General features: G+C 72.8%; 23 protein-coding genes. 13 read left to right on the top strand and 10 right to left on the bottom strand.

Translation table 11 applies throughout. The features are described from left to right. Positions 1-124: 124 nt before the first annotated feature. Positions 125-1,603, top strand: a complete 1,479-nt coding sequence (locus tag Q0994_RS18245) for a hypothetical protein (RefSeq protein WP_299536016.1) — start codon at positions 125-127, stop codon at positions 1,601-1,603. Between the two features lie 99 nt (positions 1,604-1,702). Here Q0994_RS18245 and Q0994_RS18240 read toward each other — a convergent pair whose 3' ends face one another. Next, positions 1,703-3,133: a PP2C family protein-serine/threonine phosphatase gene (locus Q0994_RS18240; protein WP_299536014.1), complete on the bottom strand. Its 1,431-nt coding sequence runs from the start codon at positions 3,131-3,133 to the stop codon at positions 1,703-1,705. A 361-nt stretch (positions 3,134-3,494) separates the two neighbouring features. Between Q0994_RS18240 and rpmG the strand changes: the two genes are divergently transcribed. Continuing rightward, a complete protein-coding gene (gene rpmG / locus Q0994_RS18235) occupies positions 3,495-3,659 on the top strand; it encodes a 50S ribosomal protein L33 (RefSeq protein WP_299536011.1) in 165 nt (54 codons plus the stop codon). 294 nt (positions 3,660-3,953) lie between these two features. Here rpmG and Q0994_RS18230 read toward each other — a convergent pair whose 3' ends face one another. Together Q0994_RS18230 and Q0994_RS18225 are read right to left on the bottom strand one after the other, a co-directional pair. After that, positions 3,954-4,646, bottom strand: coding sequence for a YoaK family protein (locus tag Q0994_RS18230; protein ID WP_299536009.1), 693 nt, complete (start codon positions 4,644-4,646; stop codon positions 3,954-3,956). A gap of 145 nt (positions 4,647-4,791) precedes the next feature. Further along, positions 4,792-5,292 carry a tetratricopeptide repeat protein gene (locus tag Q0994_RS18225; RefSeq protein ID WP_299536007.1) on the bottom strand — a complete coding sequence of 167 codons (501 nt, stop codon included), beginning with the start codon at positions 5,290-5,292 and terminating at the stop codon, positions 4,792-4,794. 169 nt (positions 5,293-5,461) lie between these two features. Between Q0994_RS18225 and Q0994_RS18220 the strand changes: the two genes are divergently transcribed. Then, on the top strand, positions 5,462-6,217 hold the full coding sequence (locus tag Q0994_RS18220; protein WP_299536005.1) for a VanZ family protein: 756 nt from the start codon (positions 5,462-5,464) through the stop codon (positions 6,215-6,217). Between the two features lie 99 nt (positions 6,218-6,316). On the opposite strand, the gene Q0994_RS18215 is transcribed toward Q0994_RS18220, so the two are convergent. Beyond that, the gene (locus Q0994_RS18215; protein WP_299536004.1) at positions 6,317-8,074 is read right to left on the bottom strand and encodes a glycoside hydrolase family 6 protein; all 1,758 of its coding nucleotides are present in this window, start codon (positions 8,072-8,074) and stop codon (positions 6,317-6,319) included. A gap of 1,398 nt (positions 8,075-9,472) precedes the next feature. Here Q0994_RS18215 and Q0994_RS18210 point away from each other — a divergent pair. The 5 genes from Q0994_RS18210 (at position 9,473) to Q0994_RS18190 (ending at position 14,967) form a co-directional block, all read left to right on the top strand. Next, a complete protein-coding gene (locus Q0994_RS18210; protein ID WP_299536002.1) occupies positions 9,473-12,349 on the top strand; it encodes a glycoside hydrolase family 48 protein in 2,877 nt (958 codons plus the stop codon). A gap of 176 nt (positions 12,350-12,525) precedes the next feature. Beyond that, a complete protein-coding gene (locus tag Q0994_RS18205) occupies positions 12,526-13,041 on the top strand; it encodes a DinB family protein (RefSeq protein ID WP_299535999.1) in 516 nt (171 codons plus the stop codon). Positions 13,042-13,145: 104 nt separating this feature from the next. Further along, positions 13,146-13,838, top strand: coding sequence for a DUF4230 domain-containing protein (locus Q0994_RS18200; RefSeq protein ID WP_299535996.1), 693 nt, complete (start codon positions 13,146-13,148; stop codon positions 13,836-13,838). A 200-nt stretch (positions 13,839-14,038) separates the two neighbouring features. Continuing rightward, positions 14,039-14,713, top strand: coding sequence for a TNT domain-containing protein (locus tag Q0994_RS18195; RefSeq protein WP_299535994.1), 675 nt, complete (start codon positions 14,039-14,041; stop codon positions 14,711-14,713). Between the two features lie 5 nt (positions 14,714-14,718). Further along, positions 14,719-14,967, top strand: coding sequence for a hypothetical protein (locus Q0994_RS18190; RefSeq protein WP_299535992.1), 249 nt, complete (start codon positions 14,719-14,721; stop codon positions 14,965-14,967). Positions 14,968-15,067: 100 nt separating this feature from the next. Here Q0994_RS18190 and Q0994_RS18185 read toward each other — a convergent pair whose 3' ends face one another. Then, positions 15,068-15,835 carry an SDR family oxidoreductase gene (locus Q0994_RS18185; protein ID WP_299535989.1) on the bottom strand — a complete coding sequence of 256 codons (768 nt, stop codon included), beginning with the start codon at positions 15,833-15,835 and terminating at the stop codon, positions 15,068-15,070. A gap of 101 nt (positions 15,836-15,936) precedes the next feature. Here Q0994_RS18185 and Q0994_RS18180 point away from each other — a divergent pair, with 101 nt between their 5' ends. The 3 genes from Q0994_RS18180 to Q0994_RS18170 all read left to right on the top strand — a co-directional run bounded on the left by Q0994_RS18180 (position 15,937) and on the right by Q0994_RS18170 (position 17,844). After that, positions 15,937-16,827 carry a helix-turn-helix transcriptional regulator gene (locus Q0994_RS18180; RefSeq protein ID WP_299535986.1) on the top strand — a complete coding sequence of 297 codons (891 nt, stop codon included), beginning with the start codon at positions 15,937-15,939 and terminating at the stop codon, positions 16,825-16,827. Positions 16,828-16,901: 74 nt separating this feature from the next. Next, entirely contained in the window at positions 16,902-17,411 is a 510-nt protein-coding gene (locus tag Q0994_RS18175; protein ID WP_299535983.1) for a mycothiol transferase, read from the top strand. A 121-nt stretch (positions 17,412-17,532) separates the two neighbouring features. Further along, entirely contained in the window at positions 17,533-17,844 is a 312-nt protein-coding gene (locus tag Q0994_RS18170; RefSeq protein WP_299535980.1) for a hypothetical protein, read from the top strand. A 129-nt stretch (positions 17,845-17,973) separates the two neighbouring features. On the opposite strand, the gene Q0994_RS18165 is transcribed toward Q0994_RS18170, so the two are convergent. Together Q0994_RS18165 and Q0994_RS18160 are read right to left on the bottom strand one after the other, a co-directional pair. Then, positions 17,974-18,378 (bottom strand): protein phosphatase, encoded by a 405-nt coding sequence (locus Q0994_RS18165; protein WP_299536228.1) that lies wholly within the window; start codon positions 18,376-18,378, stop codon positions 17,974-17,976. A gap of 79 nt (positions 18,379-18,457) precedes the next feature. Next, entirely contained in the window at positions 18,458-18,712 is a 255-nt protein-coding gene (locus Q0994_RS18160) for a DUF6296 family protein (RefSeq protein WP_299535977.1), read from the bottom strand. Positions 18,713-18,943: 231 nt separating this feature from the next. Here Q0994_RS18160 and Q0994_RS18155 point away from each other — a divergent pair, with 231 nt between their 5' ends. Beyond that, the gene (locus tag Q0994_RS18155; RefSeq protein ID WP_299535974.1) at positions 18,944-19,786 is read left to right on the top strand and encodes a PepSY domain-containing protein; all 843 of its coding nucleotides are present in this window, start codon (positions 18,944-18,946) and stop codon (positions 19,784-19,786) included. Positions 19,787-19,921: 135 nt separating this feature from the next. Here Q0994_RS18155 and Q0994_RS18150 read toward each other — a convergent pair whose 3' ends face one another. The 3 genes from Q0994_RS18150 to Q0994_RS18140 form a co-directional block, all read right to left on the bottom strand. Then, a complete protein-coding gene (locus Q0994_RS18150) occupies positions 19,922-21,955 on the bottom strand; it encodes an AAA family ATPase (protein WP_299535972.1) in 2,034 nt (677 codons plus the stop codon). Positions 21,956-22,128: 173 nt separating this feature from the next. Then, on the bottom strand, positions 22,129-23,037 hold the full coding sequence (locus tag Q0994_RS18145; RefSeq protein WP_299535969.1) for a zinc-binding dehydrogenase: 909 nt from the start codon (positions 23,035-23,037) through the stop codon (positions 22,129-22,131). Positions 23,038-23,128: 91 nt separating this feature from the next. After that, positions 23,129-23,860: a ScbR family autoregulator-binding transcription factor gene (locus tag Q0994_RS18140; protein WP_299535966.1), complete on the bottom strand. Its 732-nt coding sequence runs from the start codon at positions 23,858-23,860 to the stop codon at positions 23,129-23,131. A gap of 263 nt (positions 23,861-24,123) precedes the next feature. On the opposite strand from Q0994_RS18140, the gene Q0994_RS18135 reads away from it, so the two are divergent. Further along, complete coding sequence (locus Q0994_RS18135) at positions 24,124-24,888, top strand: SDR family oxidoreductase (protein WP_299535963.1); 765 nt, start codon at positions 24,124-24,126, stop codon at positions 24,886-24,888. Positions 24,889-24,950: the final 62 nt, after the last annotated feature.

Raw genomic sequence — 24,950 nt, 5'->3', positions numbered from 1 at the left:
TCCTACCTGACAACGGATGCGGCCTGGCGCACGATTGGGCGCACCCTGGCGAACCCTGGCGAATAGTCGCCACGCATCTGACAGCGGGTTAGTGTCAAGTCAGCCGAGAACCTGGGGGCTTGACGTGACCGGACAACCCAACACCCGCCTCTCCGACCTGTTCGGCATGGCCGGATGGTCCAAGGGCGAACTCGCGAGAATGGTGAACCGGAAGGCGGCGGCCATGGGCCACCCCCAACTGGCCACCGACACCTCGCGGGTGAGGCGCTGGATCGACATGGGGGAATCCCCCCGCGATCCCGTACCCGAGGTGTTGGCGGCCCTGTTCACCGAGCAGCTCGGTCGTGTCGTGACCATCGAGGACCTCGGGTTCGGCCGACGCGGGCGTGCAGGAAAGCGGCGGGCCGCCGGGAAGGATCAGAATCCCGACGGCCTGCCGTGGGCGCCCGAGCGGACGGCTGCGGTCCTCACCGAATTCACGGGAATGGACCTCATGCTCAACCGACGCGGCCTGGTGACCGCGGGCGCCGCGGTCACCGCGGGCTCCGCCCTCACCGGCCCTCTGAACGAATGGCTGCACACCGCGCCCGGCACGGCGACGGGGGACGGCCCCGCCACCGCCGACCTGGCGGGCTACGACGCCTACGAAGCAGCCGCGGTGGGCTCCGAGGAGATCGCCGCCCTGGAGACCTCCGTCGAGGTGTTCCGCAAGTGGGACGCGGCCCGCGGCGGCGGCCTCCAGCGCAAGGCGGTGGTCGGCCAGCTCAACGAGGTGGGCGGCATCCTGGCCTACCGCCACCCCCCGCACCTGCAGAAACGCCTGTGGGGCGTGGCCGCCAACCTGGCCGTGCTCGCGGGCTGGATGTCCCACGACGTCGGCCTCGAACCCACCGCGCAGAAGTACTTCGTCATCGCCGCCCACGCGGCGCGCGAGGGTGGCGACCGCCCGCGGGCCGGCGAGGCGCTCTCCCGCGCGGCTCGCCAGATGGTGCACCTGGGCCGCGCCGACGACGCCCTGGAGCTGATGAAGCTCGCCAAGTCGGGCTCCGGCGAGGAGGCGCTGCCGCGCACCCGCGCCATGCTGCACACCATCGAGGCGTGGGCGCAGGCGTCGCTCGGCCGCGGCCAGGCCATGCGCCGCACGCTCGGCGAGGCGGAGGAACTGTTCGTCTCCGACCGGGGGAAGGAGGAGGCACCGAGCTGGATGCAGATGTTCGACGAGGCGGACCTGTACGGCATGCAGGCCCTGGCCTACCGCACCCTCGCCGAGTTCGAGCCGGCCGCGGCGGTCATCGCCCAGCGCCACGCCAAGCGGGCGCTGGAACTGCGCGTCGACGAACGCCAGCGCTCCCGGCTCTTCGACTACATCTCGCTCGCGTCGGCCTGCCTCATCGGGGACGAGCCCGAGCAGGCGGACCGGTACGCCCGCCTGGCGCTGGTCTCCATGGGGGAGACCTCCTCGCACCGGACCTGGCACCGGCTGCGCGAGATGTACCGGCTCTCCGCGCAGTACTCCTCGCACCGCACCATCGGGCCGCTGCGGGAGGAACTGGAGCGGGTGATGCCCCAGCAGGCGAAGAAGACGAGGAACTCGACGATCTGACCTCGGGGGCCGACGAACAAGGACGGTTGACGGGAGTCGCAGGACCGACCGGATCTCCGGCGCGCCCGCGGGAGCCTTTGCGCCCGAGGGTCCGTACGCCTACGCCCCCACGCGGGCGACCAGCACACAGGCGTCGTCGGGCCGTCCGGTGCCGCCGCACGCCGCGACCACGGTCCGTACGCACTCCCGCGCCGAGTCGGCTTCCGCCAGCCGGGGGGCCAGGGCGAGCAACCGCTCCGACGCGCCCCGGTCGCCGCCGCGGGTGAGCCCGTCGGTGTGCAGGACGAGCAGGTCGCCGGGGAGCAGGGTCACGTTCTCCTGCTCGTACCGGACGCCGGTCGCGGCGCCCAGCAGTACACCGTCGGGCGGGGTGAGCGGGTGGCCTTCGCCCGCCCGGAAGAGCAGCGGGGCGGGGTGCCCCGCCTGCGCCCAGGAAAGCACGCCGGTCGCGGGGTCGTAGCGGCAGCACAGCGCGCTGCCCAGCGCGGGCGGCATCGTCGAGCCGAGGAGGTGGTTGAGGTGGCCCATCAGGGCGGCGGGTTCGATGCCGGCGACCGCCATGCCGCGCAGCGCGCCCAGCATCATCGCCATGCCCGAAGTCGCGGGGATGCCGCGGCCGGCCAGGTCGCCGACGCTGAGCAGGGTGCCGCCGTCGGGCAGCGCCAGGGCGTCGTACCAGTCCCCGCCGGCCAGGTCGCCCGACCGGGGGGGCAGGTAGTGGGCGGCGACGTCCAGGACGCCGGGTCCGCGTCCGGGCAGCCGGAGGGAGCCGCGCCACGGGGGCAGCACCGTCTCGTGGAGTTCCACGGCCATCCGGCGTTCCGTCCGGGCGATGTGGTCCCGCCGGGTCAGGGAGTCGCGGCTCTCGGCGACCTGCCGCTGACCGTCGCGCAGTGCGCTGACGTCGCGCAGCACGGCCCACATGGAAGCGGTGCAGCCGTCGGCGTCGAGCACCGGCTCGCCGGTCATGTGCAGGGTGCTCATCCGGCCGTCGGGCCGGCGGACGCGGAACTCGCCGTCCAGCGGCTTTCCGTCGATCAGACAGCCGGTGACCATGGCGGTCAGCACCGGTTGGTCCTCGGGGATCAGCACGTAGGGCAGTTCGTCGAGCGAGAGCGGGCCCGCTGCGGGGTCGCGGCCGAAGACGGCGTACAGCTCCGGCGACCAGCTCACGTCGTCGGTCAGCAGGTTCCATTCGGCGCTGCCGGCCAGGCCGGACGCGGCGCCGGGCTCCGGACGGGCCGGCGCCTGCGCACGTGGCGCAGGGGCGGGGGCCGTCACGCCGTCGGAGGTGATGCCGTCCCTGAGCTGGCCGAGCCGGGTGCCGAGATCGTCGAGGTGGCGTTCGGCGAGATCGCAGAGCGCGCGCTGCCAGCGGAGCAGCGCGTCGTCCTCGTCGGTGCGCGCGGCGTCCTGGCGTATCGCGTCGAGGTCGCCCCGGAGTCGTCGGGCGTTCTGGATCAACGTGTCGACGGCGAGCTGTCCGCCCGGCTGGGGGGCCGGTCGGTCCGCTGACAGGGGGGACGGCATCTGGTACTCCGATACAGGCGCTGCGGCCGGGCTCTCAAAGGGTGAACCGATGACGACTGTGGCACATGCGGGAGGGGCGCGTAAGAGGTTTGGCGACACTCGACGCGTTCTTGCTGTTGGCATATGCCAGCGGCTGGGTTTAACGAGTGATCTCCCGAACACCCTTTCCTTTCTTGGTGAGTTGACGCACGCGGTGCGCCCTGTTTCCGCCGCGTGCACCCCCGCGCGTGCGCTCCTCGGCGCCGGTCGGGAGCCCTCGGGGGGCAGGGAATGTGGACGGGGTGACTCGTGTTAGCCAGACAGCATGAACACGACATCCATCCCGCCCGGGACGGGGTCGTCAGCATCGCGGGAGGTACGCATGGCACGCAACGAACTCAGGCCGGTCGTCACGCTCCGGTCCACCGCCGGCACCGGGCACGGCTACGTCACCCGGAAGAACCGACGCACCCACCCGGACCGTCTGGAGCTGCGCAAGTTCGATCCGGTCGCCGGAAAGCACGTCCTGTTCAGGGAAGCCCGCTGACGTCCGGACTCGGCTTGCCGCCCGGGACCCGGCCGAGTGCCGCGGATCACATCGCGCATCCGGGCCGTCCGGGAACAGTGGAGCTTGGTTGACCGTTCATTCATATGTGGACGTGAGGGGACAGTGTCCCCGGGCCCTACCTCAAGCCCATGGGGAAGATCGTTCGGCTGAAGCCCCATGGAGCACCCCGCCGAGAGGCGACCGCCCCTCGCGCCCACCCTGAGCCGCCCCGGCCGGATTCCCCCGATCCGGCCGGGGCTTTCCCTTGTCCGCAGGCGCACGAGCGCCACGGGCTCAGCCGCTCCGCCGCCCCCGGCCCGTTTCCAGCACCAGCGCCACCAGGGCCGGAACGACCGGCACCGCCGCGGCCAGCGGGGGACACCAGCGGGCGGCCGTCGCGGCCACCGCCGCACCCGCCACCAGGGCCACCAGCCGGGCCACCACCCAGCGCTCCCCGCCTCCCGGTTCGCGCAGGACCCTGCGCCCGACCAGCGACGTGAACGTACCCGTGAAGTAGTTGGTCGGGGTCACCCGCGTGCGCGCCTGCACCCCCATCGCCGCGGCCACCAGCGTCAGCACCTCCGGCCGGTAGGCCCCGACCGCGACCGGTCCCAGCAGCCACAACCCCGCCGCCCCGGTCAGCAGCACCACCTCGGCGAGCAGCGTCAGCGGCAGCCGGCGGCGCCACCGGGCCGTCAGCCACGCGCCGCACGCCGCCCCCACGCCGTACGAGGCCACCGCCAGGCAGGCCCGCAGCGCCACGCCCTTCTCGCCCACCCCGGCGGCCGACGCCCCGAGCAGCACCAGGTTCCCGGTCATCACCCCGGCGAACACCCGGCCCGCGCACAGGAACGCGAACGCGTCCGCCGCTCCGGAAGCCGCCGAGAGCATCACCAGCGACCACTCGCCGCGCAGGTCGGAGGGGGCCCCGGAACCGGAGGGCGGGACGGCGGGAGCGGGTGAGGGGAAGGGCAGCGCAGACGACATGGAGGCATTCTCGGCACCGGCGCTCCGGCCGTCCGCCAAGCGCCCCGGCCCGGCGCGCCCCCGGACCGTGCCGACCCCGCCTGGTGCCGTGCCGCCCCGGCACTGTCCCGCGCCGCCCCCCGGCACCGCCCCGCGCCCCGGTCCGTCAGAGCGTCGCGTCCAGATCCGCCGCGTACCCCTCGACTGCGGTCCGGTACGCGGACACGGAGGCGTCCCGGCTCGTCGCCGCGACCAGGCGCAGCAGCAACTCCATCGCCTCGTGGTGCTCGCCCATGTTGTACAGGGCCATCGACAGGAACGTCCGCAGCGCCCCGTCGTCCGGGAACTCCGAGACCCCCATGCGCAGGATCTCGACGGCCTGCCCGTACCTGCCCAGCACCCGGTAGGTGGAGCCGAGCCCCACCAGCGCCCCCCGGCGCTCCTCGTCGGACAGGCCCTCCTTCGACAGGCTCCGCTCGTAGTAGGGCACGGCCTCCGCCTCCAGTCCCAGCACGTCGTGGACCCACGCCGTCTGGTACGCCACGTCGGCGGCCTCCGGGAACGAGGCGGTCAGCGCGAGCAGGCGCTCGCGCGCCTCGTCGGTCCGGCCCTCCTCCCGCAGCTTCACGGCTTCTGCCAGCAGTTCGTCCTTGTCAGGTGCGCTCATGCGGCCATCCTCGCAGGCGCTGTCCGAGCCCCCGCGCGGCGGTCCGGGTAGGCCCTCGTCCGCCGCCCGCGGACCGCCGGAGCGGCGCGAGGGCCCACGGAGCGCCCCCGTCCGCCCCCGGCACGAAGAACATGGGTGTGACCTGGCGCGGAGCGGGCATCCGTGGGCCATGACTGCAGAGGCGAACGACGAAGGCCGCAAGACGAGTTGGGGGCGCGTTTTGGTGCGCGCGGGAGTACTGGTGGTCGCCTTCCTGGGGCTGGTCGCCTTCTCGGTCGTGCTGGCCAAGGTGACGCTGACACCGTCGCCCGCGTCGGAGGGGATCGTCACCTCGAATCTGCACCCGGGCCGGTCCATCCGGCAGTACGCCGAGGACTACACCTTCCTCGCCGCCTGCAAGCAGGCTGGCGGCAACATCCTGCTGGGCGCCCCCTTCGGGATCCTGCTCCCGCTGCTGGTGCCCCGCCGGCTGCGGATGCTGCGGATGACCCTGCTGACCGTCCTGGTCATGGTGGTGGTCGAACTCCTCCAGGGCGCCGCGGTCCAGGGCCGCGCCTTCGACATCGACGACGTCATCCTCAACACGGCCGGTGCGCTGCTCGGCTATCTGGTGCTGGGCCGCAGGATCAGCCACCGCTACCACTCCTACGTGCAGGGGACGGGCCGCGGAGGCCCCGCCGCCCCGGACACCTCCACGCCCGCGCCCGCCCGTGAGCGCTTCCGGTTCGGCCGGCGTGCCGCGGTGGCCGGCGCCCCTGCGGCCGTCGGCGCGAAGAGCGTGCCGGCCAAGCCCGCCGGGGCCCCGCCGGCCAAGCCGGCGAAGCCCTCCCCGGTGAAGAGGCCCGGCGCCAAGGACCCCGCCGGGGCCCGCACGACGCCGGCCACCGGCGGGCGCGCCCTGCTGGACCGCTTCCGCAACCGCTGAACGGGTCCGGGCGCTCGCCCGGACCCGTCACCGGTCCTCGTACGTTCCTCCGGGGTCCGGGCCGCCGTCCCGCGCGGCCCGGACCCCGGAGGGCGAGCCCTAGAGCGCCGGGTAGGCGTTCTTCATGAGCTCCTGGAACTGCGCGGAGAACCACTGTCCGGAGATCGGGGCGTTCGGCAGCGCACCGGACATGCTGTTGCCGTTGCGTGCGTTACCCGTGTACGTCGGGTCGCACATGCGGTCGAATCCCTTGCCCTCGTCGTTCGGGATCGCCGAGCTGGAACCGTCGGACTCCCCCGGGGGCTTCATCCACACGTACGCGTCGATTCCCGCCTCGGGCGCGGCCTTGGGCCGTTCGCCGAGACCGGCTCCGGACTGGTTGCACCAGTTGCCCATGTGGATGCGGCGGTCGATCCGCCCACCGTTGACGTAGGTGTCGACGCTGGTCGTCGCGCCCGGCCCGGTCGGCCGGTTGGCACCGCCCCAGCCGTTGCGGGAGGTGTCGATCAGCATGCCGATCTTCGAGTCGAAGCCGACCGACACCAGCTTGTTCCGGAAGCCCTGGGCGAAGGAGAGCTCGTCCGTGTAGCGGTTCCAGTCCACCCACTTCGACTGCCGCACCGAGGTGCCGTTGACCGAGTCGTCGATGGTGAAGTACTGCTCCTTCAGCGCGCTGTAGTTGGCGGTGTTGGTGATGAAGCCGTGCACGTCGGCGACCGTGGCGCCCTCGGCGGTCGCGGCCGCCTTGAAGGTGTCCGCGGACGGCCCGAAGTTGTCGTCCCAGCCGATCCAGCCGTGGTGGCCGGCGTCGATGTAGTTGTAGACGTTGGCGACGTCGCCCAGCTTGTTCAGGGCGTAGCCGACGCCCTTCACGTAGTTGCCGTTGGCCTTCATCACGTCGCAGTTGGGCGTGGCGGTGGCACGGCTGCCGGTGTTGGTCACCAGGTTCGGCAGCGAGTCGATCTCGACGGTCGTCACGATCCGGAGCCCGGCGTACTTCGCCTCACCGAGGATCGAGGCGATCGGGTCGATGTACTCGGTCTTGTACCGGCCCAGGTCGTTCGGTCCGAGCTCGCCGTTGGAGGCGAGCGCGGCGCAGTCGCGGCCGGGCAGGTTGTAGATGACGAGCTGGACGACCATCTCGCCGCTGCCCTTCTGGGCCAGTGCCGCGTCCAGGTGGTCGCGCAGACCCATCCCGCCGTTGGCGCCCTGGATCGCCGCGATGCGGTCCAGCCAGACACCGGTCGGCTGGTTGGCGACCCGGCTGCCGCCCGGCTCGGCCGCGGCCTTGGCCGACCACTCCGGGTTCACGTAGACCTTGGAGCCGACGTAGGGGTTGTCGACCCTGGTCCCGGTGCCCGGGTCGGTCGGGTCCGTGGGGTCGGTCGGGTCGGTCGGGTCCGTCGGGTCGACGACGCCGCCGTTGCAGGCCACCCCGTTCAGCTTGAAGGCGGCCGGCACGGCGCTCTGGCCGTTGCCGGAGGCGTTGAACCCGAAGGACGCCGAAGCGCCGGTGGCCAGCGTGCCGTTGTACGAGACGTTCTTCGCGGTGACGGCCTTGCCGCTCTGGGTGAGGGCGGCGTTCCAGCCCTGGCTGACCTGCTCGGAGCCCGCGAAGGACCATTCGAGCTGCCAGGCGTTCACCGCCGCCCCGTTGTTGGTGACGTTGACGGAGGCGGTCAGCCCGCCGTTCCACTGGTTCTGGATCGTGTAGTTGACCGTGCAGCCCGCGGCGGCCGCGGCCGCCGTGAACGGCCCGGCGGCCGCGGCGGTCCCTGCCGCCGCGGCGACGAGGGCTCCGGCCGCCATCAGGGCGGTCCGTGATCTGCGCGAGGTGGTGCGGCTCGTGCGGCTCATGCGAATTCCGTTTCCTTAACTGTCCAGGGCGAGCGGGTGGTCCCGCCGCCCGATGTGTACGCGGTGGGGGTGCCGGCGTAGTCACTGATCGGGGACGGACACGGGGAGCTGTCCCAGGTGCTCCAGGTCCGTCCGGGGTACGGGAAAGGGGAAGAGGGGCGCCGGCGGCGTGAGTCGGGCGCCGCGGCGTGCGTCGGCGTGGCTTCCCGGTGACCGGAGTGCACGTCGAAGCGGTCAGCCACAGGACCGGAAAGTGCAGGGGATTCCCGTTCCATTCGGCCGTCGGGGCCATTCCGTGATCCTCGGCGCGACGTCCGGAATTCGTGTGTCACGTCGAAGCGGCGGTCGTGCGGCGGGCGTCCGCAAAAAGCGGTCCGGTGTTTTCCTTTGCTGGTCGGCACTCCTTTCCGTGGACGTCGGAACATGGTTCGCGTACCGGTCCGTGAAAGTCCGGACGGACGCTGGTCCGGCAGGGCCGCCGAAGGCGCCGGGGCCCCGGTGCGGGGGAATTCACCGCCGCGGCGGTCGGCGCCGGGCACGCACGGCGGGTCGTGCCGGACGCGTCGGCGAGCCGGTCGCCGGGGCGGAGGGGTGAGGGGAGGGCCACTGGATCCGGAGGGGTCCGTGGGGTCCGTGGGGTCGTCGTGGAGGCCGGACCTGCCGGTCCGGGGCTAAGGGTTCGGGTCGGCCGTTCCGGTGTCTTGATCGGTGGCGCGGGCGGCGCCATGTGCGTCGACTCGCGTGCTCCGGCGGCGCGTTGGACGCCGGAGTGGGCGGGCCGGGAAGCCGGCGGAAGGTTCCCGCCGGTGGCCCGGAGGCCGTGCCGGGACTCGGACTCCACGGTCCGGGCGCGGACCGCAGGGCCGGATCGGCAAGGCTGTCGTACCGCCGGAAACCGTCCCGCGACCGGTCGGCGGCGGGGTGCTCCGCCGTACGCACGGGGCGGATCCGGAGGCGAAGACCATGGGGGCGATGGTGCTGCCGGCCATGGCCGGAACTGCTCCGAGGAGCAGGCGGAACACGTGCGGGAAGCGCCGAAAAGGAGAGGGACGTGGTGCGAGCGATTCCGTCTGGACCGGACATGCCCCCTACGACATGCCGACCGGTGGAACCGCTCCCACCGATGTGGCACGACGTTAGAGCGTTCACAGGATTCGGTCAACACACCCGTTCTGAACTCTCACTATCGAATTTATTCGACTCTTCACGCGTCTTGACGTCGATTTTGCGCACTCTCCATGCTGGGAGCGCTCCCACCCGTTCAAAGCTTGTGCACAGCCCTTGCACGCCCCCCATGGAAGTCAGAGCCGCGAGGAGGACCCGCGCATGCCCTCGGTCAGCGCACGAAGAACGTGGAGACCCACCGGGCTCCGCAGAACCGGAGTCCGGTCACGCCGGATGTGGACGACGCTCGTCGCGGCCCTCGCCCTCCCTCTGGGCATGACGGCCGCCGGAACGCCCGCCCGTGCGGCGGTCGTCCAGTGCAGCGTCGATCAGAAGACCAACGACTGGGGTTCGGGCTTCACCACCGAACTCACCCTCACCAACCGGGGTACCGCGCCGATCGACGGCTGGACCCTCACCTACGCCTACGCCGGCAACCAGACCCTCACCAACGGCTGGAACGGCACCTGGTCGCAGACCGGCAAGAACGTCAAGGTCACCAACGCCTCCTGGAACGGCAAGGTCGCCGCGGGCGCCGCCGTCACCACCGGCGCCCAGTTCACCTACAGCGGCGCCAACGCGGCGCCCACCTCGTTCGCCGTCAACGGCACGGTCTGCTCCGGCGCCCACCAGCCCCCGATCGCCGTGCTCACCAGCCCGGCCGCCGGATCGGTGTTCACCGCCGGGGACTCCGTCCCGCTCGCCGCCACCGCGGCCGCGGCCGACGGCGCGACGATCAGCAAGGTCGAGTTCTACGACAACACCACGCTCCTGGGCACCGACACCACCTCCCCCTACACCTACAACGCCACCGGCCTCGCGGCGGGCGGGCACTCCGTCTACGCCCGCGCCTACGACAGCCTCGGCGCCTCCGCCGAATCGACCCCGGCGGGCATCACCGTCGCCGCGGGCCCGGCGCTCGTCGCCACCCCCGCCCAACTCGGCGTCCAGCAGGGCAAGTCGGGCACGTTCGACGTCGCCCTCTCCACCCGCCCCACCGCGAACGTGACCGCCACGGTCGCCCGCTCCGCCGGCAACAGCGGCTTGTCCGTCACCTCCGGGGCGAGCCTCACCTTCACCCCCGCCAACTGGTCCACCCCGCAGCGCGTGACCGTCTCCGCCGACGCGGACGGCACCGGTGCCGCCACCTTCACCGTGACCGCACCCGGTCACGGCGCCGCCGAGGTCACCGTCACCCAGCTCGAAGCGGCGGGGGAGTACGACGCCCGCTTCCTCGACCTGTACGGCAAGATCACCGACCCGGCGAACGGCTACTTCTCCCCCGAGGGCATCCCCTACCACTCGGTCGAGACCCTCATCGTCGAAGCGCCCGACCACGGACACGAGACGACGTCGGAGGCGTACAGCTACCTGATCTGGCTCCAGGCCATGTACGGCAAGATCACCGGTGACTGGACCAAGTTCAACGGTGCGTGGGACACCATGGAGAAGTACATGATCCCCACCCACGCCGACCAGCCGACCAACGCCTACTACAACGCCTCCAAGCCGGCCACCTACGCCCCCGAGCACGACGACCCCTCGCAGTACCCCGCCTTCCTCGACGGCTCCGCGGCCTCCGGCGCCGACCCCATCGCCGGCGAGCTGAAGAGCGCCTACGGCACCGCCGACGTCTACGGCATGCACTGGATCCAGGACGTCGACAACACCTACGGATTCGGCAACGAGCCCGGAAAGTGCACCGCCGGCCCGGCCGCCACCGGCCCCTCCTACATCAACACCTTCCAGCGCGGCCCCCAGGAATCGGTCTGGGAGACCGTCACCCACCCCACCTGCGACAACTTCACCTACGGCGGTGACAACGGCTACCTCGACCTGTTCACCGGGGACGCCTCCTACGCCAAGCAGTGGAAGTTCACCAACGCCCCCGACGCCGACGCACGCGCCGTCCAGGCCGCCTACTGGGCCGACGTCTGGGCCGGGGAGCAGGGCAAGAAGAGCCAGGTCGCCGCGACCGTCGGCAAGGCCGCCAAGATGGGCGACTACCTCCGCTACGCCATGTTCGACAAGTACTTCAAGAAGGTCGGCAACTGCGTCGGACCCACCGCCTGCCCGGCCGGCAGCGGCAAGGACAGCTCGCACTACCTGATGTCCTGGTACTACGCCTGGGGCGGTGCCACCGACACCAACGCGGGCTGGGCCTGGCGCATCGGCTCCAGCCACGCCCACGGCGGCTACCAGAACCCGATGGCCGCGTACGCGCTCAGCGCCTACCCCGACCTGAAGCCGAAGTCGGCCACCGGCGCCCAGGACTGGGGCAAGAGCCTCGACCGCCAGCTGGAGTTCTACCGCTGGCTCCAGTCCGACGAGGGAGCCATCGCGGGCGGTGCCACCAACAGCTGGAAGGGCCGCTACGCCCAGCCCCCGGCCGGCACCCCCACCTTCTACGGCATGTACTACGACGAGAAGCCCGTCTACCACGACCCGCCGTCCAACCAGTGGTTCGGCTTCCAGGCCTGGTCGATGGAGCGCGTCGCCGAGTACTACCACGAGTCCGGCGACGCCGAGGCCAAGGCGGTACTCGACAAGTGGGTCGACTGGGCGCTGTCGGAGACCACCGTCAACCCCGACGGCACCTACCGGGTCCCGTCCACCCTCCAGTGGTCCGGCGCACCCGACACCTGGAACGCCGCCGCCCCCGGCGACAACGGCGACCTCCACGTCACCGTCGCCGACTACACCAACGACGTCGGCGTCACCGGCGCCTACGCCCGGACCCTGACCTACTACGCGGCCGAGTCCGGCGACACCGAGGCCGCGGCCACCGCCAAGGCTCTCCTCGACGGCATGTGGGACCACTACCAGGACGACGCAGGCATCGCCGTCCCGGAGACCCGCGCCGACTACAACCGCTTCGACGACCCGGTGTACGTACCGGACGGCTGGACCGGTGCCATGCCCAACGGCGACACCGTCGACGAGGAGTCCACCTTCCTGTCCATCCGCTCCTTCTACCAGGACGACCCGAACTGGCCCAAGGTGCAGGCGTACCTCGACGGGGGAGCCGCCCCCGTCTTCACCTACCACCGGTTCTGGGCGCAGGCCGACATAGCCCTCGCCCTCGGCGCTTACTCCGACCTGCTGGAGTGACCTGACCGGCGGGCGGATCCGGCGGAGGGACGACCCCCGGATCCGCCCGCCCCACCACCTCGCCGGCGGCCGCGACCGACCGTACGGCTTCTCCCGGCGCCGGTGGACCCCACCGGTGCCGGGGGCAGCTCCGTAACCGGGTCGCGTCCGGCCCCCGGGCGGGTCATCATCTCCGGATGACCTGGACCGCACCCGATGCCGCCCGCGCCGACGGCTCTCTCGTCGCCGGCGAGCGCGAGACCCTGACCGACTTCCTCTCCTTCCACCGCGCCACCCTGCTGCAGAAGTGCGCGGGACTGACCGGCCCGCAGCTCGCCGAGCGGGCCGTCCCTCCGTCCCGCCTCAGCCTGCTCGGCCTGGTCCGTCACATGGCCAAAGTCGAACGCACCTGGTTCCGCGAGCGGTTCGCGGGCCAGAAGCTGGAGCCGATGTACGACCCCGCCCTCGGCAAGGACGCGGATTTCGAGCATCTCGACCCCGCCCGCGCCGAGGCCGACCACGCCCGCCTGTGCGAGGAGATCCGCCTCGCCCGGGAAGTCGTGGCGGCCGCGGGTCTCGACGAGACCTTCGTCCACCGGGACGAGGTGTACTCCCTGCGCCTGGTCCACGTGCACATGATCAGCGAGTACTCCCGCCACCTCGGTCACGCCGACCTGCTCCGGGAACGGATCGACGGCGCCAAGGGCTACTGACCCGCCCGCCCCGCCCGCCGCCAGCGCCGTGATCCACCTGCGGACAAGGGCAGTTGGTACCCGAACGGCGGACTGATCCGGCGCTGACGGGTCACATGTCCCTCATGACGTCCACCGACACGGAACCAGACAGCACCCGCAGCCCGGGAAGAGCCACCGGGCGGCCGGGCGGGGTGTGGCTCAGGGCGTTCGGCATCTGCGCCGTCGTCCTGGCCCTGCTCTTCGCGGCCACCCGGCTCGACCTCGTGCCCGGCTTCGACGACCTCTTCGGCGAGGAGACCCAGGACCGCTCGGGCCCCGCCGTCCTGAAGTCCATCCAGGACATGAGCTCCTACGAGGCGGCCTCCGGCAACTTCCAGGTCGTCGTCGACCTGGAGAAGGACGCCAAGTACCTCCCCGACGCGATCCGCGGCACCCGCACCCTGTACGTCGGCGCCGGGACCGTCTCCGCCTCCGTCGACCTCGGCAAGGTCGTCAAGGACGGCGTCGTCGTCGACGAGGAGCGCACCGAGGCCACGCTGCGGCTCCCGCACGCCGTCCTCGGCAAGCCGGCCCTCGACCCCGACCGCTCCTACGCCGTCTCCAAGCAGCGCGGCCTCCTCGACCGCCTCGGCGACTTCTTCTCCGACAACCCGTCCGGCGAGCAGGCGGTCAACAAGCTGGCCGCCCGGCACATCGGCGAGGCCGCGAAGGAGAGCGGCCTGACCGCCCGCGCCGAGAAGAACACCGCGAGCATGCTCAAGGGCCTGCTCGGCTCCCTCGGCTTCGAGACCGTCACCGTGACGTTCGTCGACTGAGCCCCCGAACCCCGCCGCCGGCCCCGTCTCCCTCGCCGACCAGGGCCGGCGGCGGACCCGCCACGTCAACCAGCCACATCCCACCACCCCTCGTACGTGTCGTCGGGCGCCTCCGGCGGCACGCCGCGACCCCGATGCGCGACCGACCGGCTACCTTGCGTCAGCAGTAGTCGATCTTCCGCGCACGAGGGGACCCCCGCATGAACCGCACCCGGACCGCGTTCGCCGCACTCGGCATCACCGCCGGCCTTCTCACGGCACCGGGGGCCTCCGCGTCCGCCGCGCCCGACCCGGTGCCCGCCGTCCAGGCCGCCCGCCCCGAGCCGTGCACCGGCGAGTTCCGCGGCGACGCCCGCCTCGGCCCGAAGTGGCTGCCGAACGAGAACCGGGCCCCCGTCGGCCCGCTGCTGCGGGGATACCGCCGCACCGGTGGCCTCGCGCCCGACGACTTCCTCAAGAAGTACTGGGAGGGCCCGCAGGACACCGGAAGCTGGAAGTACCCGCCCAACGACGGATTCGCCACCGTCAACGGAGAGCTGGACAAGGAACCGTTCAAGCTCCGCCCCGGCCTGCGCCTGGACCGCTTCGGCTCCGAGTACGGCAGTTACCTCGCGCCCGCCGGAGACGCGTACGCCGAGCGCGCGCTGCCCCCGCAGAGCCTCAACACCCGTGACGCCGCGGTGCCGTGCGACTACCGCGTCTACCGGGTGTCCAAGCCCTTCTGGGTCTGGGAGGGCGGTATCGCCCCCTGGTTCGAGCAGCCCGGCGGCGGGCGCCAGATCAAGCTCGACGCCGTCTTCCTCGACCCGGGCGAGGGGCAGCGGCTGAACGTCAAGTGGCTGCTCGACCACGGCTACCTCACCGCCGCCTCCTGAGCCCCGTGGACCGCCGCGCGCTGCGCGCGACCCTGCGCGCGGCCGGGGTGGCCGACGGCTACTACCGCATCGAGGGCGTCCACGAACCGGCCCCGACACCACCGGACTTCCTGTTCCTGCGCGCCGCCCCCGACGGGACCTGGGAGACCGGGGCGTACGAACGCGGCGCCTACGAGGTGGTGGCCCGGCACCCCGACGAGGCCGCCGCCTGCGCCCACCTGCTGAGCCTGCTCACCGGACCGGGCGGGCGGTAGCCGCCGGCGGCCCCGCCCGCCACGAGCCCGGCCCCGGCCGCTCTCCCGTGATCCACAGATCCAGGATCTCGTCCACCGGCCCGCCCCGCCGAGCCGCCTCTCAGGTCCGGGAGTGAACGGCCGGCCCGTTGATCGCTTCGACGACCTGGTCGTAGTCGCCCCGTGCCTCACCGTGGCGGAGGAACTTCACCCGCTCGACCTGGATCTCCTTGGCGTCGGGCCGCGCCTCGATCAGACCGACGGCCTCCGCGACGAACTCGTCCAGGGGCATGGCGGACCCGCTGTCCTCCTGACCGGGCAGCAGCGCGGTGCGGACGGCCGGCGGGACGAGTTCCATCACACGGACCGAGGTGTCGGCGAGCTGGAGACGGATCGACTCGCTGAGCATGTGGATCGCGGCCTTCGACGCGTTGTAACTCGGCGTGAGTCTCAGGGGCGTGAACGCCAGGCCCGAGGAGACCGTCATGATCGTGGCGTCGGGCCGCGTCCGCAGATGCTCCACGAACGCGGCGACGAGCCGGATCGGACCCAGCAGATTGGTCGTCACCGTCTCCTCGGCGGAGGCGAGGAACGACGCGGGGTCGTGCCAGTCTTCGACCCGCATGACGCCGGCCATGGTCACCAGGACGTTGAGATCGGGGTGGTCGGTCAGCACCTGCTCCGTGGCGGCGGCGATGCTCGCCGGGTCCGCCGTGTCGATGTGTACGGTGCCGATGCCCGGGTGTGCGGCGGCGATCCGTTCCAGTAGTTCGGTGCGCCGGCCGCCGACGACCACGGTGTTCCCCCTGGCCCGCAGTTCGAGGGCGAGGGCGAGTCCGATGCCGCTGGTGGAGCCGGGGACGAAGACGGTGTTTCCGGAGATGTTCATGACTCGATGGTGGCCGTCCGGGCGCGGCGGGTGCAGAGACCGCTTGTCGGGGGACCGGCGATCCCTGGCTGAGCGACGCGCGCCGGACCACAATGGGCGCCATGGACCGTGCCGCGCTCGCCGACTTCCTGCGCCACCGCCGCGAGGCCCTCCGGCCGGAGGACGTCGCTCTCCCCCCGGGGGCCCGCAGGCGTACCGCGGGCCTGCGGCGCGAGGAGGTCGCCTCCCTCGCGGTGATGTCGACCGACTACTACACGCGGCTGGAACAGCGGCGCGGCCCGCAGCCCAGTGAGCAGATGCTGGCCTCACTCGCGAGGGCGCTGAGACTGACGAACGACGAGCGCGGCTACCTCTACCGGGTCGCCGGCCACCACGCACCGGCCTCGCTGTCGGCCTCGCCGCACGTCGCTCCCGCGCTGCTGCGGGTGCTGGACCGGCTGGACGACACCCCCGCCCTCATCCTGACCGACCTCGGCGAGACGCTGGTGCAGAACAGGATGGCCCTCGCCCTGTTCGGGGACGCGTCGGCCCACACGGGCCCCGCCCGCAGCGCGGTCTACCGCTGGTTCACCGACCCGGCCGAGCGGTCCCTGTACCCGGAGGCCGACCGGGCCCGGCAGAGCCGTGCGCAGGTGGCCAATCTCCGGGCGGCCCACGGACTGCGAGGTCCCCGGTCCCGGGCCGGCGAACTGGTGAGCGCCCTGGAGAGGGCGAGCGCGGAGTTCGCGGAGCTGTGGGCACGGCACGAGGTCGCCCAGCGGTTCGAGGACCACAAGACGCTCCTCCATCCCGAACTCGGCCCGATCGAAGTGGACTGCCAGGCGCTGTTCACCGAAGACCAGTCCCAGACCCTGCTGGTACTCACCGCTCCGCCCCGGTCCGAGGGCCACGAGAAGCTGCGACTGCTCTCGGCGCTCGGACTCAATCGCTTCGGACCGACGGCCCGCCCGGACGCCGTCCCCACGCCGACGGGGCCCGGCCCGGACGCCTGAGGGTTGCCGGACGCCGACACGCCGGGCCACGGCGCGTGGATGCGCCGTCCCCCATGCGGGGCCATGGTGGACGGATGAACACTGCGGATCTGCTGCTCGACGCGTTCGGACGGGTACGGGAGACGGTGCACACCACCGTCGGCGGCCTGTCGGCCGACCTGCTCAACGCCCGGCCCGACAAGGACGCCAACTCGATCGCCTGGCTGGTGTGGCATCTGACCAGGGTCCAGGACGACCACGTCGCGGACGCCGCCGGCACCGGACAAGTGTGGACCGGCGAGGACTGGGCGGGCCGGTTCGACCTGCCGCTGCCCCCGGAGGCGACCGGATACGGCCACAGTTCGAAGGAGGTGGGGCAGGTCCGGGTCGCGTCGGCCGACCTGCTGCTCGGCTACCACGACGCCGTGCACGCGCGCACCACCGCCTTCGTGCGCGGGCTCGGCGACGACGCGCTGGACAGGATCGTCGACGAGGCGTGGTCGCCCCCGGTGACCCTGGGGGTGCGGCTGATCAGCGTGATCGCGGACGACCTCCAGCACGTCGGCCAGGCCGCGTACGTGCGCGGCGCCCTGGAACGCCGGTAGAGCCGCGCACGACGAACCGGGCGGCGGACGCCCTCGCGCGTCCGTGCGGCTCCGGAATGCCGGTGCCATACTCGAAGGAAGTCCCGCGGGCAGTCAGGCCGGGACCGAAGGGCGAGGCGTCATGAGCTGGGCATCGTGGACAACCAGCGGCGTATACGCGGGAACCGGCGGGGTACGCACCGTCGAGGTGGGCGTCGTGACCGGTGATCTCACCGTCCACACGACGTGGTCGGACGAAGAGGCCGCCGTGGCCGTGCAGTTCAGCGGCTCTTCCGACTGGTTCACCTTGGCGGGAAGTCCCGCGCCGTGCTTTTCCGAAGAAGAGAGCCGCGCGTTCCATCAGTCCGTCGTGGAAGCCGTCCGCGCGGGAGCCGGAGCAACGGTCCCCGTACCGCACGGTGATCCGACGGCGAGACCGCCGTCCCTCGCGTGAGAGGCGGCGCGCTACCGCCCGCCCGGACACCGGGCGGGCGACAACCGTGCCCGCGTGAAACCGGCCGCACGGCTGGGCGGGCACCGCTGACCCGTGCGTGACGCCGACCCCGTCAGCCCCGGCGCCGGGTCAGTCCCGGGTCCGGCCGAACCCCTCGACGTAACGCCGCTGCCAGGGGGTCTCGACCGCACGCGGGTGGTAGTGGCGGCGTACGTAGGACACGGCGTCGGCGGGACGGACGCCGTCCAGCACCGCGATGCAGGCCAGGGCGGTTCCGGTACGCCCCCGGCCCCCGCCGCACGCCACCTCGACCCGTTCGCCCGCCGAACGCCGCCAGGCCTCCTGCAGCACGGCGCGCGCCCCGGCCCGGTCGGCCGGCAGCCAGAAGTCCGGCCAGCGCAGCCATCGCGCCTCCCACCCGACCGGGGTCGGAGGCCGGCCGACGAGGTGGACGGCGAAATCGGGCAGCGGCCCCGGCGGAACCGCGCCGCGCAGCGCCCGCCCCCGGACGCGCCGGCCCGAGGGCAGGCGCATCACCCCCGGAGCGGACGGATTCCACGACGGTGACGGGGTCATCGGCGAAGCCGGGCACCGACGGGCACGAGCCGACGCCTCACGGCGCGGCGGTGTCCGGCCCGGGGCCGGGAACCGGCCGGGCGAGCGTGGGCACGCCGGGGACCTGGTGGCCGCCGCTCGCGAGCATGCGTACCTCTCCGCGTTCGCTGATCTCCGCGCGGACGATCCCCGTGTCGTCCTCGTACACCGGGTAACCCCCCGCGCCGGTGCGCTCGGTGAGGCGTACGACGACCACGTCGTCCTCGGCGCCCGTCGCATGGAAGATCAGCTCGAAACTCTCCGGATGTGCCATGTGTGCCTCCCGACGGGGCGGCGGACTCGGCCGGACCCTTGTCCCATTGTTTCGCACCCGGGTCCGCAGCGCCCCCGCAGGGTCGGGCATTGTGACGGAAAGCGGTCCCTGGGGGAGAGGCGCGGCGCCCGCATGGCGGCAGCCGCCAACGGGCGGAGAGGTCCGGTCGATCGGGTGACGCACACCCGTATGACCACATGACTTTCCGCGGGGCGGGCTAGTCATGCGCACATGAGACTTGATCCTCCACACACGCCCCGTGCATCCACCCGGCGACGCACCGTCCGCATCGCCGCTTCGGCCGTGAGCCTCGCCGTCGCCTCCGTACTGGTGGCGGGCTGCGGACAGGACAGCGACACCGTGACGTCCGCCGCCACCTCGGAGGCGGCCAAGGCCGTTCCCCAGAAGACGACCTCGACGTCCCCCTCCCCGTCCGGCAGCGCCACCGAGACGCTGACGGCGGAGCAGCAGAAGCGCAAGACGGTCCTGGACGCCACGAAGATCACCTATGACGAGGCATCCACCACGGCCGTCGGCGAGGTCTCCGGCAGCACCCTGGTCGACCTGGAACTCGGCGGCCTCGACGACGACGAGGACGCGAGCGCCAGCCCGAGCGCCTCGCCGAGCGGCTCCGCCAGCCCGAGCGGCTCGGCCAGTCCCAGTGGCTCGCCGAGCGGCAGCCCCAGCCCCAGCGGTTCCGCGAGCGCCAGCCCGAGCGGCTCCGCGCCGGAGTGGGTCGCCGAAGTGGCCGAGAAGGACGGCACCGCGCACACCGTCCGCATCGACGCCGTCACCGGCAAGGTGATCGCCACGGAGCCCGACGCCGACCAGGACGCGGACGACAAGAGCGAGCTGGCCGACCTGGTCTCCAAGGCCACGCAGAAGCCCGCGCAGGCCGCCAAGACCGCCACCGGCAAGGCCAAGGGCACTGTGACCTCGATCAACCTGGACCAGAACGACGACGACGTGGTCGTCTGGGCCGTCGACGTCATCGGCAAGGACTGGAACAAGACCTCGTTCGAGATCGACGCCGAGAAGGGCACGATCGTCAAGGAAGAAGTCGACGAGGACTGAGCCCGCGGCGCCCGGCCGGCGCCACGGTTGCGCGGCCCCGTCCGGCGCCCGCCCCCGACCGGGGCGGCCGCCGGGCGGGGCCGCGTCCGTGCGGGGGCACCCCGTGCGCCCGTCGTGCGCCCGGCCGGGGCCGGGTCAGCCGGACCGGTCCGGGTGCAGCACGAGCGACAGGCCGTGTGCCGCGTCCCCGTGCAGCGCGCGGGCGTACGCCGTCTCGTACGCGGCGCTGCCCGCCGCCTCCCGCGCCATCCCCTCCCACCGGTCGCGGATGGCCCCCAGCTCCGGCGTGCCGCGCTGCGGATGGCCGACCATCCGCCAGAACGAGTGCCCCGTGCCCGACGTGCGCGCGGCGGCCAACCCGTCGCCCAGCGACGCGATCGCTCCGGCCAGCAGATCGAGACCGAGCGCTATGCCCAGACTGTCCTTGAGCTCGTGCTTGCTCCGCAGCATGGCGCGGGCGTGCCGCTCGGCGTCGGCCGGACGTCCCCTCAGCAGGTGTATCAGCGCGAGCTGATGATCGGCGTACCCGCGCGCCCAGCGGTCCCCGTACCGCACGCTCAACTCCTGGAGGCCGAGGGCGTCCTCGAAGGCCTCGTCGAGCCGGCCGAGCGCGGTCAGGGCGAACAGCCTTATCACCCGGCAGCGCAGGACCGAGGGGGCCGCCGCCGGGTCCACCGGGAGCTCTTCGAGCGTCCCGTCGCTCACCACCAGCGCCATTTCGGGCCGCCCCATCATCAGGAGGTTCATCCCGACCGTGTGGGCGGCGGACAGGATCGATTCAGCATCGTTGTCCGCGCGCGCGGAACGCTCGCACTCCTCACCCGCCCGCCGCGCCGCCTCGTGGTCGCCCTGGAGCGTGAGGACGATGCCGAGCGCCCACAGCGCACGCGTCCGGTCCGGTCCGCTCTTCGGACCGCACGCCAGTGCCCGGCCCAGGAACGCGCGGGCCTGGTGCAGGTGGCCGCAGCAGCTCCAGAACAGACTGGCCTGCCCGGCCATCGACAGCGCCCGCTCCGGATCGGTCGCCAGCAGATGGTCCAGCGCGGTGCACAGGTCGTGGTGCGCCTCGTCCACCCGCCGGTACCAGGCCAGTTGACCGGGGCCCAGCCAGCCGGTGTGCGCCCGGGCCGCCACCGAGGCGAAGTGCGCCGCGTGGCGGTCGGCCAGCATCTCCTCCTCGCCCAGCTCCCGCAGCCACATCGCCCCGTACTCGCGCAGCGTGTCCAGCATCCGGTAACCGGCACCCTCGCGCCGCAGCACCGACTGGGAGGTGAGCCGGTCCAGGCCGTCCGCCACCCTGCCGACGGCGAGCGGGCCGCCCGCGCACACGATCTGCGCGTCGCTCAGCCGGATCACCCCCCGGAACGTCGACAGCCGTGCCCAGAGCAGCCGCTCCAGCGGAGCGCACAGCTCGTGGCTCCAGCCGATCGTGGTGCGCAGCGCCCGGTGCCGGCGCGGCCAGATGCTGTCGTCGGTGAGGCTGTCCAGGCGCGAGACCAGCGTGGCCGCCAGCTCCTGCGGCCCGGTGTCGCGCAGCCTGGCGCAGGCGAGCTCCAGCGCCAGCGGAATGCCCTCCAGCCGGCGGCAGATCTCGGCGGCCGCGGCGACCGCGGCCGGGGTGTCGAACCGGAGGTCCGGAGCCGCGACGGCGGCCCGGTCGTGGAACAGCCGGAGCGCCTCACCCTCCTCCCCGGCCGCTCCCAGCGGGGGCACCTCCACGACGTACTCGCCGGCCACGTCGAGCGGTTCACGGCTGGTCGCCAGAATGGTCAGCCCCGGTGCCGCGGCGAGGAGTTCGCCCACCAGCCGGCGGCAGGCGCCGACGACCCGCTCGCAGCAGTCCAGGACCAGCAGCAGCTCCCGGTCGGCCAGCCACCGGGCCAGCGCCTGAGCCGGCCGGCGCCTGCTGTGGTCCAGCAGCCCCACGGCGTCGCAGACCGTGGTGGCGAGCGACGCGTCGTCGTACAGGTGCGAGAGGTCGGCCCAGCAGACGCCGCCGGCCCGGTCCGGATCCAGCCGCTCGGCGCACTGGAGTGCCAGGCGGCTCTTGCCGATGCCGCCGGTCCCCGTCAGAGTGACCAGCCGGTGTTCGTCCAGTGCCCGCTCGGTCCGCTCCAGCTCGGCTTCCCTGCCGACGAAACTGGTCGTGACGGCGGGAGGGTTGCCCATCACGGAGGACATCCTGCCTGGCCCCGGACCGCCGCCCCCACCCGCGCGGGGAAGCGGTCGAGAACGGCCGGGAACAATCCAGGAGCGGTCGGGAATTGGCTTGAAAGCGGATGGCGCCGCCGGTGAAGGCCGTTCGAACGGCCGAGAAGCGCCGTCCCGGCGGCCCGTTCACCTCAGGGGACCAGCACCAGCTTTCCCATGGTGCGCCGGGCCAGCAGATCCTCATGGGCCCGCGCCGCCTCCGCCAGCGGGTAGGAGCCGCCGGCCTTCGGCACCAGCCGCCCTTGGAGCGTCAGTTCCAGCAGTCCGGCCAAGGCCGTCGAGAACGCGCCGGGACGGCTCAGCGAGCGCCCGAGCTGGAAACCGGTCACCGATGCGTTGAGCATCAGCAGCCGCGTGGGGTCCAGTGCGGCGGGCGGCGTCCGCGAGGCGTTGCCGTAGGTGACCAGCCGGCCGTGCTCGGCCAGCGATCCCAGGGCCAGATCGAACAGCGCGCCCCCCGACGCGTCCAGTACGACGTCGGCGGGCGCCGCCAACGGGTACTCCACCGCCTCGTCCGCTCCGAGGTCCAGCGCCGCCTTCCGCCGCTCGGCCGTCGACGCCACCGCCAGCACCCGCCCCGCGCCGAACTCACGGGCGAGCTGCACCGCCAGATGGCCGACGCCCCCGGCCGCCGCGTGCACCACCACGGTCTCACCGGGCTGCAGCCGGGCCGCCGACGTCAGCAGGTGCCACGCCGTCAGCCCTTGCATCAGCAGCGACAGGGCCTGCGCCGCGCCCAGTTCCTCCGGGATCTCCACCGCCGCGGCCGGATCGGCGAGCACCCGTTCCGCGTATCCCGCCCGCACCCGCGCCAGCACCCGTCGTCCGTCGGCGGTCCGCCCCACCACCTCGCTGCCGGGCACGAACGGGAACGGCCCCGGCGCCGGGTACGAGCCGTCCGTCACCAGCGTGTCCACGAAGTTGACGCCGGCAGCCTCGACGTCCAGCAGCAACCGCCCCTCGACGGGCTCCGGATCGGGGACCTCGGTGTACGTCAGAACTTCGGGGCCTCCGTGGCGGGAGACATGGACAGCGCGCATGGTCGATCACCGTTTCGACGCGACGGTGGCGGCCGCCCCCGGGGACGGCCCGCCCGGATCCCGGGTTCGGCCTGCTCCCGGCGCAAGGACCTTACCCGGACAGTGCCGGGGCGTCCGCCGCCGCGAGCCCGGCCTCCACGTTCCCCACCGCCGCGTTCCCGGTCTTCGCGTTCCCGGCGTGCGCGACCGCCCAGGTGGGCCGGCCCAGAGTCTCGAACACCCTTCGCGCGCGCTCGGGTTCGGTCCGCACCACCCCGAGCACCCCCGGTACCGCGATGCCCGGCAGCACCAACCGGTACAGATCCGAGGTGAGCACCAGCAGACCGCCCGGGTCCCCGCCCGCCGTCGAGACGAGTTGCAGCCCCGTGAACGCGCCGACCAGCACGTGCGCGGTCTCCACCGGGTCGACGTGCTCGAACACCTCGCCCCGGCGCCGCCCCTCCGACAGCAGCGCCGCGATGGTGTCCCGCCACTGCGGCCACGGCCCACCGAAGAACGGCCGCGCGCTCTGGTCGGCGGCCAGCCGCGCCGCCCCGCGCAGCAGCGGCTCGCGCGGCAGGCGGTACGCGAGCACCAGCCCGAGGTCGACCATGGCCTGCATCGTCAACCGGTGCTCCGGCTTCAGCGCCACCGCCTGCCGCAGCACCGCGTGCGCCAGCGCCTCCTTGCCGGAGAAGTGGAAGTACAGGGCCCCCTTGGTGACCCCGGCCACCGACATGATCTCGCTGATCGTGGCGGCCGCGTACCCGCGCCGGGCGAACACCTCGGCCGCCGCTTCCAGCAGCGCGCGGTACGTCCGTGCGGCCCGCTCCTGCTGCGCCATGCCACGCTCCTTCGCTGCCGCGCGTGCGGCGCCCCGCGACGCGGGCGGTTCCTCCGCCGAGGGAGAACGGACGCGGCGGGGCACCGGAAACGGGCGCGGCGGTATGTTACCGCGCACACCCGTGGGCCACCGCCGTCCCGGACTCGGCGCACGCCCCCTCGCCGGTGCCTGCGGTGTCTCCGGGTAGCGTTCGGTGCGGCGGGGGGCAACGACCCGGCCGGCGGCCCCGGCCGCCCGCCGGGCGGATGGGAAGGGGTGGCGCCATGGGGGCGCTCGAAGGGAAGAACGCGCTGGTCACCGGCGCCGGACGCGGGATCGGCCGGGGCATCGCGACCCGGCTCGCGGCGGACGGCGCGCTCGTCGCCGTGCACTACGCCCGCGACGACGCGTCGGCCGCCGCGACGGTCGCCGCCGTCCGCGCCGCCGGAGGCCGCTGCTTCCCCGTACGCGCTGAACTCGGCGTCCCCGGCGACGTCGACACCCTCTACGAGGCGTACGACGCGGGCCTGCGCGCCGAGGGCGGCGCACCGGGCCTCGACATCCTCGTGAACAACGCCGCCCTCAGCATCTCCGCCCGCGTCGCCGACGTGCGCCCCGAGGACTTCGACCGGCTGATCGCGGTCAACACCAAGGCCCCCCTCTTCGTCGTCCAGGAAGGGCTGAAACGGATGCGGGACGGCGGACGCATCGTCAACATCTCGTCCGCCGCCAGCCGCCGGGCGCTCCCGGGCACCCTCGTCTACTCGATGAGCAAGGCGGCCGTCGACACCCTGACCCTCACGCTGGCGGAGGAACTCGGCCCCCGTGGCATCACGGTCAACGCGGTCGCGCCCGGCTTCGTCGAGACGGAGATGAACGCCTCGCGCCGCGCCACCCCGGAGGCACGGGCCGCGATCGCCGCGCTCTCCGTGTTCGACCGGATCGGCCGGCCCGACGACATCGCCGACATCGTCGCCTTCCTCGCTTCCGACGCCTCCCGCTGGATCACCGGCCAGTACCTCGACGCCACCGGCGGCAGCACCCTCTGACCTCCCGTCAACCCGAACGATCCGTGTACCTCCTGGCGGTGAACTTCCGGGTCGGCGGGGGA

It is taken from the genome of uncultured Streptomyces sp. (assembly GCF_947488945.1).
Classification (GTDB): domain Bacteria; phylum Actinomycetota; class Actinomycetes; order Streptomycetales; family Streptomycetaceae; genus Streptomyces.
Note: the sequence above shows the minus strand (reverse complement) of the source record. Positions and strands in the feature narration are given on the sequence as shown.

Coding starts and splice junctions, on each gene's coding strand:
- Q0994_RS18240 (WP_299536014.1), bottom strand. CDS start 3,133: ATGCCGTCCCCCCTGTCAGCGGACCGACCGGCCCCCCAGCCGGGCGGA.
- rpmG (WP_299536011.1), top strand. CDS start 3,495: ATGGCACGCAACGAACTCAGGCCGGTCGTCACGCTCCGGTCCACCGCC.
- Q0994_RS18230 (WP_299536009.1), bottom strand. CDS start 4,646: ATGTCGTCTGCGCTGCCCTTCCCCTCACCCGCTCCCGCCGTCCCGCCC.
- Q0994_RS18225 (WP_299536007.1), bottom strand. CDS start 5,292: ATGAGCGCACCTGACAAGGACGAACTGCTGGCAGAAGCCGTGAAGCTG.
- Q0994_RS18220 (WP_299536005.1), top strand. CDS start 5,462: ATGACTGCAGAGGCGAACGACGAAGGCCGCAAGACGAGTTGGGGGCGC.
- Q0994_RS18215 (WP_299536004.1), bottom strand. CDS start 8,074: ATGAGCCGCACGAGCCGCACCACCTCGCGCAGATCACGGACCGCCCTG.
- Q0994_RS18210 (WP_299536002.1), top strand. CDS start 9,473: ATGTGGACGACGCTCGTCGCGGCCCTCGCCCTCCCTCTGGGCATGACG.
- Q0994_RS18205 (WP_299535999.1), top strand. CDS start 12,526: ATGACCTGGACCGCACCCGATGCCGCCCGCGCCGACGGCTCTCTCGTC.
- Q0994_RS18200 (WP_299535996.1), top strand. CDS start 13,146: ATGACGTCCACCGACACGGAACCAGACAGCACCCGCAGCCCGGGAAGA.
- Q0994_RS18195 (WP_299535994.1), top strand. CDS start 14,039: ATGAACCGCACCCGGACCGCGTTCGCCGCACTCGGCATCACCGCCGGC.
- Q0994_RS18185 (WP_299535989.1), bottom strand. CDS start 15,835: ATGAACATCTCCGGAAACACCGTCTTCGTCCCCGGCTCCACCAGCGGC.
- Q0994_RS18180 (WP_299535986.1), top strand. CDS start 15,937: ATGGACCGTGCCGCGCTCGCCGACTTCCTGCGCCACCGCCGCGAGGCC.
- Q0994_RS18175 (WP_299535983.1), top strand. CDS start 16,902: ATGAACACTGCGGATCTGCTGCTCGACGCGTTCGGACGGGTACGGGAG.
- Q0994_RS18170 (WP_299535980.1), top strand. CDS start 17,533: ATGAGCTGGGCATCGTGGACAACCAGCGGCGTATACGCGGGAACCGGC.
- Q0994_RS18165 (WP_299536228.1), bottom strand. CDS start 18,378: ATGCGCCTGCCCTCGGGCCGGCGCGTCCGGGGGCGGGCGCTGCGCGGC.
- Q0994_RS18160 (WP_299535977.1), bottom strand. CDS start 18,712: ATGGCACATCCGGAGAGTTTCGAGCTGATCTTCCATGCGACGGGCGCC.
- Q0994_RS18155 (WP_299535974.1), top strand. CDS start 18,944: ATGAGACTTGATCCTCCACACACGCCCCGTGCATCCACCCGGCGACGC.
- Q0994_RS18150 (WP_299535972.1), bottom strand. CDS start 21,955: ATGGGCAACCCTCCCGCCGTCACGACCAGTTTCGTCGGCAGGGAAGCC.
- Q0994_RS18145 (WP_299535969.1), bottom strand. CDS start 23,037: ATGCGCGCTGTCCATGTCTCCCGCCACGGAGGCCCCGAAGTTCTGACG.
- Q0994_RS18140 (WP_299535966.1), bottom strand. CDS start 23,860: ATGGCGCAGCAGGAGCGGGCCGCACGGACGTACCGCGCGCTGCTGGAA.
- Q0994_RS18135 (WP_299535963.1), top strand. CDS start 24,124: ATGGGGGCGCTCGAAGGGAAGAACGCGCTGGTCACCGGCGCCGGACGC.